Here is a 13,506-nt window from a genome sequence, read left to right on the forward strand (position 1 = left end):
CGCCGGCGCCACAGCGGGTCTGTCCGGATCGACGATCTCGGACGGTCACCTGCGCCTGTGTTCCGAGACCGACCGTTCGGTGAGCCGCCGGGCATGCGGAAGGCCCCCGCGGATGAGTTCCACGGGGGCCTTCCGGGGTCGTGCTGTGACCGAGCGGCTAGTAGATCGGGCGCGAGGAGGAGCGCAGCCGCTCCAGGGCCTCAGCCAGGATCTGCGCACCGTCCTTGTCGCTGCGACGCTCCTTCACATACGCGAGGTGCGTCTTGTAAGGCTCGTTACGCGGCGGCGCGGGCGGGTTGGCCTCGTCCTGACCTGCGGGGAGACCACACCGGGGGCAGTCCCAGAACTCGGGAACGGCCGCGTCGCTGGCGAAACTGGGGCGCGTCTCATGCATGTTCGCGCACCAGAAAGGGACCCGCACGCGGGGGGCCGCCTCGCCACGCTCCGCCTCCCCCATCGGGCCGGCACCGACACGGCTGCCACGGATCGCGTTGCCACTACCCACGGATGAACTCCTCGCTCGATGGCCCCGCCGCTTGGGGATGCGGGGACTGAACCACTGTCACGCCTGTCGAAGCCAGGTCAGGGCCTCAGGAGCAGGCCCAGCGCGATGATGCAGATGAACCAGACCACACCGGTGATGACGGTGAGCCTGTCAAGGTTGCGCTCCACCACGGAGGAGCCTCCGAACGACGACGAGAAACCGCCACCGAACAGATCCGAGAGACCGCCGCCCTTGCCCTTGTGGAGCAGGACGAGCAGCATCATCAGCAAGCTCGACAGGATGAGGGCGATGGAGATTCCGATTGTCACCGTTGACCTGTTCCCTATGTGCGCGTGTCCCGCGTCCGGGCACGACCCTTGTGTACGCCAGAGGCGTGACGATTCAAACCTGCTCTAAGAGGGTATGACGTGTTGTCAAATCACGCCCCCCGAATGGACCAGTCAACTCGACAATTCGCCAAGACGGCAAATCTTGACAAATTCCCCGGCGTCGAGGCTCGCGCCACCGACCAGGGCACCGTCGACATCGGGCTGTGCCATGATGCCCGCGATGTTGTCAGACTTGACCGACCCACCGTAAAGGATACGGACCCCAGCGGCCACTTCGGCGTCGTACAGCTCGGCGAGTCGCTCCCGGAGCGCCCCGCAGACCTCCTGCGCGTCGTCAGGGGTGGCCACCTCGCCGGTGCCGATCGCCCATACCGGCTCGTAGGCGAGCACGATGGAGGCGACCTGCTCGGTGGTGACCTTGCGAAGCGCCCCTTCGAGCTGCGCGACGCTGAAGGCCACCTGGCCGCCCGCCTGGCGCACCGGCAGCCCCTCCCCCACGCACAGGATGGGGGTGAGCGAGTGCCGGTAGGCCGCCTGCACCTTGGCGTTGACGACGTCGTCGTCCTCGCGGTGGTACTGGCGGCGCTCGGAGTGCCCGATCGTGGCGAAGGTGCAACCGAGCTTGGCGAGCATGGCCCCGGAGATCTCGCCGGTGTAGGCGCCGCCGTCGTGCTGCGACAGGTCCTGGGAACCGTAGAGGATCCGCAGCTTGTCACCGTCCACCAGGGTCTGCACACTGCGCAGGTCGGTGAAGGGCGGCAGCACGGCCACGTCGACCCTGTCGAAGTCCTTGTCACCCAGCGCGAAGGCGAGCTTCTGGGTGTGGGCGATGGCCTCAAGGTGGTTGAGGTTCATCTTCCAGTTGCCGGCCATGAGCGGCTTGCGAACTGTGCTCATCTTACTTCTACCTCTCCAGCGCCACGAGTCCGGGGAGGGTCTTGCCCTCCAGGTATTCCAGGCTGGCCCCGCCACCGGTGGAGATGTGCGAGAACCCGTCCTCGGGCAGGCCGAGCCTGCGCACGGCGGCGGCCGAGTCTCCCCCGCCGACGACCGTGAAGGCCTTCGAACCGATCAACGCCTCGGCGACCGCACGGGTTCCGCCGGAGAACGCCTCGAACTCGAAGACGCCCATCGGGCCGTTCCAGAACACGGTCTCGGCGTCGGCCAGCTTGCCCGCGAACAGCTCGCGGGTGCGCGGGCCGATGTCGAGGCCCTGGCGGTCGGCCGGGATCGCGGTGGCGTCGACCACCTCGTACTCGGCGTCCTCGGCGAACTCGGTGGCCGCCAGCACGTCGACCGGCAGGATGAGCTGCACGCCGCGCTTGGCCGCCTCGTTCAGGAAGCCCCGCACCTGGTCGAGCTGGTCCTCCTGAAGCAGCGACCCGCCCACCTCGTACCCCTGGGCCTTCAGGAAGGTGTAGGCCATGCCGCCGCCGATGAGAAGCCTGTCGACCTTGGTGAGCAGGTTGCCGATGACCCCGAGCTTGTCGGAGACCTTCGCGCCGCCCAGCACCACGACGTACGGCCGCTCGGTGGTCTCGGTCAGTTTCCTGAGCACCTCGACCTCGGCCAGGACCAGCCGGCCCGCGGCGTGCGGCAGCAGAGCGGGCACGTCGTAGACGCTGGCGTGCCTGCGGTGCACCGCGCCGAAGCCGTCGCCCACGTAGAGGTCGGCGAGGGCGGCCAGCCTGGCCGCGAACTCGGCCCGCTCGGCGTCGTCCTTGGACTCCTCGCCGGGCTCGAAGCGCAGGTTCTCCAGCAGGGCCACCTGGCCGTCCTGAAGCGCCTCCACGACGTCCTGGGCCGACTTCCCGACCACGTCGGTCGCGAAGGCGACATCCGCGCCCAGGAGCTCACCCAGCCGCCTTGCGACGGGGGCCAGGGAGTATTCCGGGTTCGGCTTGCCCTTGGGGCGCCCCAGGTGCGCGACGACGATCACGCGGGCGCCCCTGCGGGCGAGTTCCTCGATCGTCGGCACCGAGGCGCGGATGCGGCCGTCGTCGGTGATGACGTCCCCCGCCAGGGGGACGTTGAGGTCGGCGCGTACCAGGACGCGCCGACCGTCCACGTCGAACTCGGAGATGTCCTTCATCAGAGGTCGGCGCCGACCAGCTCGATGAGGTCCACGAGACGGTTGGAGTAGCCCCACTCGTTGTCGTACCAGCCGACGACCTTGACCTGGTTGCCGATCACCTTGGTGAGGGCGGAGTCGAAGATGCAGGACGAGGGGTCGGTGACGATGTCGGAGGAGACGATCGGGTCCTCGGTGTAGGTGAGGTAGCCCTTGAGCTCGCCCTCGGCCGCGGCCTTGATCGCGGCGTTGACCTCCTCGACCGTGGTGTCGCGGCCGACCTCGACGGTGAGGTCGGTGGCCGAGCCGGTGGGGATCGGCACGCGCAGTGCGAAGCCGTCGAGCTTGCCCTTGAGCTCGGGCAGCACCAGGCCGATGGCCTTGGCCGCACCGGTCGAGGTCGGCACGATGTTGATCGCGGCGGCGCGGGCGCGGCGCAGGTCGCTGTGCGGGGCGTCCTGCAGGTTCTGGTCCTGCGTGTAGGCGTGGATGGTGGTCATCAGACCCTTCTCGATACCGAAGGTGTCGTTGAGGACCTTGGCCATCGGCGCCAGGCAGTTGGTGGTGCAGGAGGCGTTGGAGATGACCGTGTGCTTGGCCGGGTCGTACTTGTCGTGGTTGACGCCCATCACGACGGTGACGTCCTCGTTCTTGGCCGGAGCCGAGATGATGACCTTCTTGGCGCCGTTCTCGGCGTGCACGCGGGCCTTGTTGGCGTCGGTGAAGAAGCCGGTCGACTCCACCACGACGTCCACGCCCAGGTCGCCCCAGGGCAGCTTGGCGGGGTCGCGCTCGGCGAAGGCCTTGATGGTCTTGCCGTCCACGATGATCTCGTCGGCGGTGCTCTTCACCTCGTACGGCAGGCGGCCCAGAATGCTGTCGTACTTCAGCAGGTGGGCGAGCGTGGCGTTGTCGGTCAGGTCGTTGACCGCCACGATCTCGATGTCCTTGCCGCTGGCAGCGACCGCGCGCCAGAAGTTGCGGCCGATGCGGCCGAATCCGTTGACGCCTACGCGGATGGTCACGGTGCCGATCTCCTCGTACGTCGATGCGCCGGTCCATCGGGACCGGCGACTTGGGGCGGGCTGAAACCTCAACCACGAACCTTATCGGACCTAAATTGGTGTAGACCACCGGAGGGGGGAGGTCCGTTATTCCTTACCCCATGAACAGGTATCGCACCATTCAAGTAAAGTGCCCGACTCGTCACCGTAAACCCCCTTCGGTCCCTTGAGGAGCTGCCACGGCAGATAACGATCCGCATCTGGCAAATGGGCTTCTACCAGGTATTTTTACCGGGCTCGGTGCCGCCCTGGTCGGTGCCGCGGCCTACGGCGCGCTCATCGGCTTCAGCGGGTACGAGCCTCGGGCGACGACTACGGCTCGGCCCTGCCCCGGATTCTCAGCGCCTTCCCCGAGGATCTCAGGCGCGCCCCCAAGTCACTGTTGTTCTGGGCGATCGCCGCCTACGCGGGCTTCGGCTTCGTGAGCAGAAGAGTCAAGGCCGCCCGCGAAGCCCACGCCGCCTCGTCCGTCCCGCAGTCGGACGAGGCCGACCGCGTGGACTACTTCGTCCCCAGGAAGCAGCCCTGAGCCGGACTGTCAGTGGACTACTTCACCCCCAGGAAGCAGCCCTGAGCCGGACTGTCAGTGGACTACTTCACCCCCAGGAAGCAGCCCTGAGCCGGACTGTCACCGGCCCCTTCTAGAGCACCGGTCAAGTAAGGACCAAGCGGTGTCCGGCCTTCGGGTAAACCGCGGGTCGCAACAGGTCGGCCTGGCCGCATCTGGTGTTGATCAACGCTCTGTGCGGTTACTTGACCGGCTCTCTAGGGGGCCAGCATGTCGACGGTGAGGTTGGCCTCGGTGTTGGGGATGCCGATGTCCTGAGCGCGCTTGTCGGCCATGGCCAGCAGACGGCGGATGCGACCGGCGATGGCGTCCTTGGTCAGGGGCGGGTCGGCGAGCTGGCCGAGCTCCTCCAGGGACGCCTGCTTGTGCTCCACCCGCAGGCGGCCGGCGATCACCAGGTGCTCGGGGGCCTCCTCCCCGAGGATCTCCAGCGCCCGCTGGACCCTGGCTCCGGCGGCGACCGCGGCGCGGGCCGAGCGGCGCAGGTTGGCGTCGTCGAAGTTGGCCAGCCTGTTGGCCGTCGCCCGGACCTCGCGGCGCATCCGCCGCTCCTCCCAGGCCAGCACGCTGTCGTGGGCGCCCAGCCTGGTCAGCAGCGCGCCGATGGCGTCGCCGTCACGGACCACCACCCGGTCGACGCCGCGCACCTCACGGGCCTTGGCGTGGATCTTCAGCCGCCGCGCCGACCCGACCAGCGCGAGCGCCGCCTCGGGCCCCGGGCAGGTGACCTCCAGCGACATCGAGCGCCCAGGCTCGGTGAGCGAGCCGTGCGCCAGGAACGCCCCCCGCCAGGCCGCCTCGGCATCGCAGGCCGCCCCGGCGACGACCTGGCGGGGCAGGCCACGGACAGGGCGCCCGTGGTTGTCGATCAAGCCGGTCTGGCGGGCCAGCGCCTCCCCGTCGCGGTAGACCCGCACGAGGTAGCGCGACCCCTTGCGCAACCCTGCCGGGGCCAGCACGAGCACCTCCGCCTTGTGCCCGAAAACTTCACCGATGTCTTTGATAAGCCGCCGGGCGGTGACATTGGTGTCAAGCTCGGCCTCGATCACGATCCGGCCGCTCACCAGGTGCAACCCGCTCGCGAACCGCAGCAGCGTCGACACCTCGGCCTTACGGCAGCAAGGCTTCAGGACCGTCAGCCTGCTCAGCTCGTCCTTGACCACACCTGTCATCGCCATGCGCGTTCGTCCTCCCCCATACAGACCCCATGCGGCCCGAGATAAATCGGGCTCACAGAAGTTTCTCGCACTCCTGAGCACCGCTGACCAGGATCAACGCTTCTCACGGAAAATCTCGTCCAGGACGGAGGCAAGACGTTGTGCATCGTGTCGCGGCGAGCCGTCCTCATCCGCCACGGAGGCCAGGACCAGCCGCCCGCCGAGGCCGGCCACGGCTTTCTCCAGCTCCTCGGAGTCGTCGGCCACCCCGATGTCCGCGACGACCACGTCGACCTCCAGGGAGGGTGCGTGCTGGCGCAGCACCTCCAGGTGCTTCTGGGGGGAGAAGCCGTCGGTCTCCCCCGGCTGGGGGGCGAGGTTCAGCGCGACCAGGCGCCGCGCGCGGGTGGTGTGCAACGCCTCGGCCAGCTCGGGCACCTTCAGGTGGGGCAGCACGCTGGTGAACCACGAGCCGGGGCCGAACACCACCCAGTCGGCGTCGAGGACCGCCTCGACGGCCTCGGGGCACGCGGGCGGCTCCTCGGGGACCAGCGAGATGGCCCGGACCCTGCCGGGGGTGAGCGCGCAGGCCACCTGGCCGCGCACCGTGCTCACCAGGCCGTCCAGTTCCACCTCGGCGGCGATGTCGAGTGGCACCGAGGACATCGGCAGCACCCGCCCGTGCGCGCCGAGCAGCCGGCCGAGCCAGTCGAGTCCGGCGACCGTGTCTCCCAGGCGCTCCCACAGCGCCACGATCAGCAGGTTGCCGATCGCGTGGCCGTTCAGGTCACCGTCGCTGCGGAAGCGGTGCTGGACGACCTCACTCCAGGTGTGGCCCCACTCGTCGTCACCGCACAGGGCGGCCAGCGCCATCCTCAGGTCTCCCGGGGGCAACACGCCGAACTCACGGCGCAGGAGGCCACTGGAGCCTCCGTCGTCGGCCACGGTGACCACCGCCGTCAGCCGGGAGGTGACCCTCCGCAGCGCCGACAGCGAGGCGTACAGCCCGTGTCCTCCACCCAGCGCGACGACCTTGAGACCTTCATTCACTCCCGGCCCACATCCCGATGGCTTACCTGCACCTCCATGCCACCCCGATCCCGCAGCCGGCCGCCGATCTGCTCGGCCATGGCGACACTGCGGTGCTTGCCCCCGGTGCAGCCGACGGCGAGCGTGGCGTAGCTCTTGCCCTCGCGGGTGTAGCCGGAGGCGATGATGGCGAACACCTCGTCGTAGGCGTCGAGAAGTTCCTTCGCACCCGCTTGGTTGAGAACGTACTCCCGTACGGGGGTGTTCAGACCGTTCATGGGGCGAAGTTCGGGAACCCAGTGGGGATTGGGCAGGAACCGGCAGTCGACGACCATGTCCGCGTCGACGGGCAGGCCGTACTTGTAGCCGAAGGAGACGACGTTGACCCGCAGGCCCGGCCGGTCCTCGCCGCCGAAGAAGGCGACGATCTTCCCCCGGAGCTCGTGGACGTTGAGGTTGGAGGTGTCGATCACCAGGTCGGCGTTGGCCCGGACCTCGCGCAGGATGCCGCGCTCGCGGGCGATCCCGTCGACCAGCCGGCCGTCACTCTGCAGCGGGTGCGGGCGGCGGACGTTCTCGAACCTGCGGACCAGCTCCTCGTCACTGGCCTCCAGGAACACCACGCGCACGCCGACGCCACGCCCCTCCAGCTCCTCGATGGCACTGTTGAGGTCGCTGGTGAAGGCCAGGCTGCGCACGTCGACCACCGCGGCCACCTTGTCGGCGGCCAGTTTGACCCGTCCCGCCTCCTCGGCCATGGCGAACAGCAGCCCCGGTGGCAGGTTGTCGATGACAAACCACCCCAGGTCCTCCAGAGCCTTGGCGGCGGTGCTCCGCCCCGCCCCCGACATTCCGGTGACGAGGACGAACGCAGACTCTCTTTCGCTCATGGGTTCTGCCCCTTCAAGACCGACACGATCGTCTCGGCCGTCGAGGGGCCGATCCCGGGAACCTCGCAGATCTGCACCGCGGTCGCCTCCCGCAGCCGTTTCACCGATCCGAAATGCTTGATCAACGCCTGCCTGCGGGCCGGGCCGAGTCCGGGAACCTCGTCCAGAGCGCTTTCCTTGATGCTCTTCGACCGCTTGGATCGATGGTAGGTGATGGCGAAGCGGTGAGCCTCGTCGCGCACCCGCTGGAGAAGGTAAAGGGCCTCGCTGGAGCGGGCGAGGATCACCGGCAGGTCCTCGCCGGGCAGCCAGACCTCCTCCAGCCGCTTGGCCAGGCCGCACACCGCCACGTCGTCGACGCCCAGCTCGTCGAGGGCCCTGCGGGCCGCCGCGGCCTGCGCGGGGCCGCCGTCGACGACGACCAGGTTGGGCGGATAGGCGAACTTGCGCGGCTTGCCGGTCTCCGGGTCGATGCCCGGCGCCCGCTGCCCCTCCTCCGGCCCCTCCCCTGGTCCCTCGTCCGGTCCTGCCAGGGCGTCGGCGTCGAGATCCCCGGTGACCGAGCGCTCCTCCAGGTAGCGCTTGAAGCGGCGTGAGATCACCTCGTAGATGGAGGCGACGTCGCCCTCGGCGGAGCGCACGGAGAACCTGCGGTACTCGCTCTTGCGGGCCAGGCCGTCCTCGAACACCACCATGGAGGCCACCACGTTGGTGCCCTGCATGTGGGAGACGTCGTAGCACTCGATGCGGAGCGGCACCTGATCCAGGTCGAGGGCGTCGGCGACCTCCTGCAGCGCCCTGCTCCGCGCGGTCAGGTCGCCGGCCCGCCTGAGCTTGTGCTGCTTCAGGGACTCCGCGGCGTTGCGCTCGACGGTCTCCATCAGCGACCTCTTGTCGCCACGCTGCGGAACCCTGATCTCCACCCTGGCCCCGCGGTGCTCGCCGAGCAGCTCGGAAACCGCCTCCGCGTCGGGCGGCAGGACGGGAACCAGCACCTCCCTGGGCAACGCCTCGGCGGCCGCGTCACCGTACATCTGCAGGAGGAACTGCTCGACCAGCTCGCCCGGCGTGGCCTCCTCGACCTTGTCCACCACCCAGCCGCGCTGGCCCTTGATGCGCCCGTCGCGGACGTAGAAGACCTGGACGGCGGCCTCCAGCGGATCCTCCGCCAGGGCGATCACGTCGCAGTCGGTGTTGTCGCCCAGGACCACCGCCTGCTTCTCCATCGCCCGCTGCAGGGCCTGGATGTCGTCGCGCAGCCTGGCCGCCCGCTCGTACTCCTGCTCGACGGCGGCCTCGCGCATCTCCCGCTCCAGCCGCCTGACGAACCGGCCGGTGTTGCCGGCCATGAACTCGCAGAAGTCCTCGGCCAGCTTCCGGTGCTCCTCGGCGGTGACCCGGCCGACGCAGGGGGCGGAGCACTTGTCGATGTAACCCAGCAGGCAGGGGCGCCCGACCTGCGCGGCCCGCCGGAACACCCCCGTCGAGCAACTCCTGATCGGGAACACCCGTAGCAGCAGGTCGACCGTCTCCCTGATCGCCCAGGCGTGGGAGTAGGGGCCGAAGTAGCGGATGCCCTTGCGCCTGGCCCCGCGCAGCACCTGGACCCGGGGGAACTCCTCCCCCATGGTCACCGCGAGGTAGGGGTAGGACTTGTCGTCGCGGTATTTGACGTTGAACCGCGGGTCGTACTCCTTGATCCAGGAGTATTCGAGCTGGAGCGCCTCGACCTCGGTGCCGACGACGGTCCAGTCGACGTCCACGGCGGTCGTGAGCATGGTCTGGGTGCGCGGATGCAGGCTCGCGAAGTCGGCGAAGTAGGAGTTGAGCCGCTGGCGCAGGCTTTTCGCCTTGCCGACGTAGACGACCCGGCCGCCGGCGTCCTTGAACCGGTAGACGCCGGGGGACTCGGGGATCGACCCCGGCTTCGGCCGGAAACTCGCCGGACCACCCACAGATCTCGCCACACGGAAAGCCTATCTGCCCGGACCGACAGGTTTCCTTACAGCTTTTTCCGGCACCGCTCTCCCGGCACGACGCGCATCGCGACTCGCACCGCACGCCACCTGACCGCTCTCCCGGCACCGCTCTCCCGGCACGACGCGCATCGCGACTCGCACCGCACGCCACCTGGCTCACCCCCGTGGGCGGACCACCCTGCCCGGACACGGCACGCCCTGCCGCGCCTGAGAACCGGTGACGCGCGGCCCCGCCGCCGAGACGATCCGTCCCGGCGGCGGAGCCATGACCGAACTCAGGCGAGGCTGATGGAGTCGCCGTCCACCTTGATCGCCTTCTCCTCCAGCGGCTTCGTGGCCGGGCCGTCCACCACGGAACCATCAGTGATCTTGAACTTGCTGTTGTGGCACGGACAGTCGATGGTGCCGTCCACGACCTTGTCGACGTCACATCCCTGGTGCGTGCAGACGGAGGTGAACGCCTTGAACCGGCCCGCGGCCGGCTGGGTGATCACGACCTTCTGGTCCTTGAAGACCTTGCCGCCCCCCTCGGGGATGTCCGCGGTCTTGGCCAGGGCGTTCGCCCCGGAGTCGCCCGCGACGGCCGCCGGCGCCTGTGAGGGCGCGGTCGAGGAGGTGTCAGCGCCGACCGCCGCGGGTTCTTCCGAACTCCCGCACGCGGTCAGCACCGCGGCCACCCCTGCCCCTCCGGCACCCAAGATCACCGTACGACGTGTCGTCTCAGTCATGTATCTCCTCCAGGATCATCATGTTCAGGTATGACTGCACCCCGATGACGGTTCAGCATGCCGTACAAGGCATCAAGAGACTGTGAAGAATTACACCCCACCGCTCCTCGGCGATCACCTGATTACGGCAGCCAGGAAACCCACATCACACCCTGAATCCGACAATCCATCCCTTTATTAAACACAGCGCCATAAAACTATCCTCAGGTGCCGAGGATCTTGCGCAGGAAGCGGCCGGTGTGGCTCTCGTCGATCAGGGCGACATCCTCGGGCGTGCCGACGGCGAGCACGCTGCCGCCCCTGGAGCCGCCCTCCGGACCCATGTCGATCAGCCAGTCGGCGGTCTTGATCACATCGAGGTTGTGCTCGATGACGATGACCGTGTTGCCGCCGTCGACAAGCTTGCCCAGGACGCCCAGCAGCCTGCGGATGTCCTCGAAGTGCAGGCCGGTGGTGGGCTCGTCGAGCACGTAGATCGTCCGGCCGGTGGAGCGGCGCTGCAGTTCGGAGGCGAGCTTGACGCGCTGGGCCTCACCGCCGGACAGGGTCGTGGCGGGCTGGCCGAGCCTGACGTACCCCAGGCCGACGTCGTGGAGCGTCTGCAGGTAACGCTTGATGGACGGGATGGAGTCGAAGAAGCCCAGGGCCTCCTCGATCGGCATGTCGAGCACCTCGGAGATCGTCTTGCCCTTGTAGTGGACCTCCAGGGTCTCCCGGTTGTAGCGCGCCCCGTGGCAGACCTCGCAGGGCACGTAGACGTCCGGCAGGAAGTTCATCTCGATCTTGAGGGTGCCGTCTCCCGAGCACGCCTCGCACCGGCCGCCCTTGACGTTGAAGCTGAAGCGCCCCTTCTGGTAGCCGCGGACCTTGGCCTCGGTGGTCTGCGCGAACAGGTCGCGGACCTTGTCGAAGACCCCGGTGTAGGTCGCCGGGTTGGAACGGGGCGTGCGGCCGATCGGCGACTGGTCCACGTGCACGACCTTGTCGACCAGGTCCATCCCGTTGACCCGCGCGTGGCGGCCGGGGACGGTGCGCGCGCCGTTCAGCTCCTTGGCCAGCGCGTTGTAGAGGATGTCGTTGACCAGGGTGGACTTGCCGGAACCCGAGACCCCGGTGACCGCGGTCAGCAACCCGAGGGGGAACTCCACGTCGACGCCCTTGAGGTTGTGCTCGCGGGCGCCCTTCACGGTGAGCTGCCGCTTCCTGTCGCGCTTGCGGCGTACGGCGGGAATGGCGATGGTCTTGCGGCCGGACAGGTAAGCGCCGGTCATCGACTCCTCCGAGGCCAGCAGCTCGGCCACGGTGCCGGAGACGACGACCTGGCCGCCGTGCTCGCCCGCCCCCGGGCCGATGTCGACCACCCAGTCGGCGGCGGCGATGGTGTCCTCGTCGTGCTCGACCACGATGAGCGTGTTGCCCATGTCGCGCAGCCTGATCAGGGTCTCCAGCAGCCGCTGGTTGTCGCGCTGGTGCAGGCCGATGGAGGGCTCGTCCAGCACGTACAGCACACCGACCAGGCCGGAGCCGATCTGGGTGGCGAGCCGGATGCGCTGGGCCTCACCACCGGCGAGGGTGCCTGAGGCCCGGTTCATGGTCAGGTAGTCGAGGCCCACGTCGAGCAGGAAACCCATCCGGGCGTTGATCTCCTTGACCACCCGCTCGGCGATGTGCATGTCGCGGTCCGACAACCTCAGCCCCGCCAGGAACGTCGCGCAGTCGCCGATCGACATCGCCGAGACCTCGGCGATCGAGCGGCCGTCGACCGTGACGGCCAGCGAGACCGGCTTGAGCCTGGCCCCCTCGCAGGCCGGGCACGGGATCTCCCGCATGTAGCCTTCGTACTTCTCGCGCATGCCGTCGCTGTCGGACTCGCCGTGGCGGCGCTGCACCCAGGGGATGGCCCCCTCGAAGGTGGTGTAGTAGGAGCGCTCGCGGCCGTAGCGGTTGCTGTAGCGGACGTGGACCTGCTCGTCGTGGCCGTAGAGCAGGGCCTTCTGCGCCTTCTTCGGGAGCCGCTCCCACGGGGTGTCGAGGCTGAATCCCATGTTCAGGCCGAGCGCCTCGACGAGGCGGACGAAGTAGTCACTGGTGTGGCCACCGGCCCACGGGGAGATCGCGCCCTCGCCCAGCGGCTTCTCCGGGTCGGGCACGATCAGGTCGGGGTCGACCTCCATGCGGACGCCCAGGCCTGTGCACTCGGGGCAGGCGCCGAAAGGCGAGTTGAACGAGAACGAGCGGGGCTCCAGCTCCTCGAACGACAGGTCGTCGTAGGGGCAGTAGAGGTGCTCCGAGTAGAAGCGCTCGCGGTTCGGGTCGTTTTCCGGCAGGTCGACGAACTCCAGGGTGATCGTCCCGCCCGACAGCTGCAGGGCGGTCTCCACGGAGCCGGTCAGGCGGCTGCTCGCGCCCTCCTTCACCGCCAGACGGTCGACGATCACCTCGATGTCGTGCTTCTCCTGCTTCTTCAGCGTCGGCGGCTCATCCAGCCGGACCACCGTGCCGTCGACGCGGGCACGGGCGAAGCCCTTGGCCTGCAACTGACTGAAAAGCTCGGCGTACTCGCCCTTGCGTCCGCGGACCACCGGGGCGAGCACCTGGAAGCGGGTGCCCTCTTCGAGCTCCATCACCCGGTCGACGATCTGCTCGGGACTCTGCCTGGCGATCGCCCGCCCGCAGCGGGGGCAGTGCGGCTTGCCGATGCGCGCCCAGAGCAGGCGCAGGTAGTCGTAGACCTCGGTGATCGTGCCGACCGTGGAGCGAGGGTTGCGGCTCGTCGACTTCTGGTCGATCGACACCGCCGGCGAGAGACCCTCGATGAAGTCGACGTCGGGCTTGTCCATCTGCCCGAGGAACTGCCGCGCGTACGCCGACAGCGACTCCACATAGCGGCGCTGGCCTTCGGCGAAGATCGTGTCGAAGGCCAGACTGGACTTACCCGAGCCGGACAGCCCGGTGAAGACGATCAGAGAGTCTCGCGGAAGGTCCAGCGAGACGTCCTTGAGGTTGTGTTCACGTGCACCACGCACGATGAGGCGGTCAGCCACAGTAGTCCCGACGTCGTTGTAGAGGGTTGGAAGCGGTCGCGGGAAGACTAGCGAGAGGGACCGACAATTTTCCGGGCCGGCATCCGGGGCTGAGGGGTTCCCCGCCTCTCCAGACTACGGTCCTCCCTTGGACATGGCAGGT

General features: G+C 68.4%; 12 protein-coding genes. 1 reads left to right on the plus strand and 11 read right to left on the minus strand.

Annotated elements, in window-relative coordinates:
* Positions 1-157 precede the first annotated feature (157 nt).
* The 5 genes from OIE13_RS15900 to gap all read right to left on the minus strand — a co-directional run bounded on the left by OIE13_RS15900 (position 158) and on the right by gap (position 3,930).
* The gene (locus OIE13_RS15900; RefSeq protein WP_012892502.1) at positions 158-505 is read right to left on the minus strand and encodes an RNA polymerase-binding protein RbpA; all 348 of its coding nucleotides are present in this window, start codon (positions 503-505) and stop codon (positions 158-160) included.
* A gap of 77 nt (positions 506-582) precedes the next feature.
* Positions 583-813 (minus strand): preprotein translocase subunit SecG, encoded by a 231-nt coding sequence (secG, locus tag OIE13_RS15905; RefSeq protein WP_326638932.1) that lies wholly within the window; start codon positions 811-813, stop codon positions 583-585.
* Between the two features lie 132 nt (positions 814-945).
* Complete coding sequence (gene tpiA, locus OIE13_RS15910; RefSeq protein WP_326830179.1) at positions 946-1,731, minus strand: triose-phosphate isomerase; 786 nt, start codon at positions 1,729-1,731, stop codon at positions 946-948.
* Between the two features lie 7 nt (positions 1,732-1,738).
* Positions 1,739-2,926 (minus strand): phosphoglycerate kinase, encoded by a 1,188-nt coding sequence (locus tag OIE13_RS15915; protein WP_326638929.1) that lies wholly within the window; start codon positions 2,924-2,926, stop codon positions 1,739-1,741.
* Positions 2,926-3,930: a type I glyceraldehyde-3-phosphate dehydrogenase gene (gap, locus tag OIE13_RS15920; protein WP_326638927.1), complete on the minus strand. Its 1,005-nt coding sequence runs from the start codon at positions 3,928-3,930 to the stop codon at positions 2,926-2,928. Before gap ends, OIE13_RS15915 begins: the two co-directional genes overlap by 1 nt.
* 421 nt (positions 3,931-4,351) lie before the next feature.
* Here gap and OIE13_RS15925 point away from each other — a divergent pair, with 421 nt between their 5' ends.
* Positions 4,352-4,498 (plus strand): hypothetical protein, encoded by a 147-nt coding sequence (locus tag OIE13_RS15925; RefSeq protein ID WP_326638925.1) that lies wholly within the window; start codon positions 4,352-4,354, stop codon positions 4,496-4,498.
* A 236-nt stretch (positions 4,499-4,734) separates the two neighbouring features.
* On the opposite strand, the gene whiA is transcribed toward OIE13_RS15925, so the two are convergent.
* From whiA to uvrA, 6 genes are all read right to left on the minus strand, one after another.
* Positions 4,735-5,715 (minus strand): DNA-binding protein WhiA, encoded by a 981-nt coding sequence (gene whiA, locus OIE13_RS15930; protein ID WP_030905033.1) that lies wholly within the window; start codon positions 5,713-5,715, stop codon positions 4,735-4,737.
* Positions 5,716-5,808: 93 nt separating this feature from the next.
* Positions 5,809-6,744 carry a gluconeogenesis factor YvcK family protein gene (locus OIE13_RS15935; protein WP_326638922.1) on the minus strand — a complete coding sequence of 312 codons (936 nt, stop codon included), beginning with the start codon at positions 6,742-6,744 and terminating at the stop codon, positions 5,809-5,811.
* Positions 6,741-7,613, minus strand: coding sequence for an RNase adapter RapZ (rapZ, locus tag OIE13_RS15940; RefSeq protein ID WP_326638920.1), 873 nt, complete (start codon positions 7,611-7,613; stop codon positions 6,741-6,743). Before rapZ ends, OIE13_RS15935 begins: the two co-directional genes overlap by 4 nt.
* The gene (gene uvrC, locus OIE13_RS15945; protein ID WP_326647052.1) at positions 7,610-9,568 is read right to left on the minus strand and encodes an excinuclease ABC subunit UvrC; all 1,959 of its coding nucleotides are present in this window, start codon (positions 9,566-9,568) and stop codon (positions 7,610-7,612) included. Before uvrC ends, rapZ begins: the two co-directional genes overlap by 4 nt.
* A gap of 299 nt (positions 9,569-9,867) precedes the next feature.
* Positions 9,868-10,320: a Rieske (2Fe-2S) protein gene (locus OIE13_RS15950; protein WP_326638918.1), complete on the minus strand. Its 453-nt coding sequence runs from the start codon at positions 10,318-10,320 to the stop codon at positions 9,868-9,870.
* 203 nt (positions 10,321-10,523) lie between these two features.
* Entirely contained in the window at positions 10,524-13,364 is a 2,841-nt protein-coding gene (gene uvrA, locus OIE13_RS15955; protein ID WP_326638916.1) for an excinuclease ABC subunit UvrA, read from the minus strand.
* Positions 13,365-13,506: the final 142 nt, after the last annotated feature.

The sequence above is a fragment of the Streptosporangium sp. NBC_01810 genome (genome assembly GCF_035917355.1).
In the GTDB taxonomy this organism is placed as follows: Bacteria; Actinomycetota; Actinomycetes; order Streptosporangiales; family Streptosporangiaceae; genus Streptosporangium.

Coding starts and splice junctions, on each gene's coding strand:
- rapZ (WP_326638920.1), bottom strand. CDS start 7,613: ATGAGCGAAAGAGAGTCTGCGTTCGTCCTCGTCACCGGAATGTCGGGG.
- tpiA (WP_326830179.1), bottom strand. CDS start 1,731: ATGAGCACAGTTCGCAAGCCGCTCATGGCCGGCAACTGGAAGATGAAC.
- OIE13_RS15950 (WP_326638918.1), bottom strand. CDS start 10,320: ATGACTGAGACGACACGTCGTACGGTGATCTTGGGTGCCGGAGGGGCA.
- whiA (WP_030905033.1), bottom strand. CDS start 5,715: ATGGCGATGACAGGTGTGGTCAAGGACGAGCTGAGCAGGCTGACGGTC.
- OIE13_RS15915 (WP_326638929.1), bottom strand. CDS start 2,926: ATGAAGGACATCTCCGAGTTCGACGTGGACGGTCGGCGCGTCCTGGTA.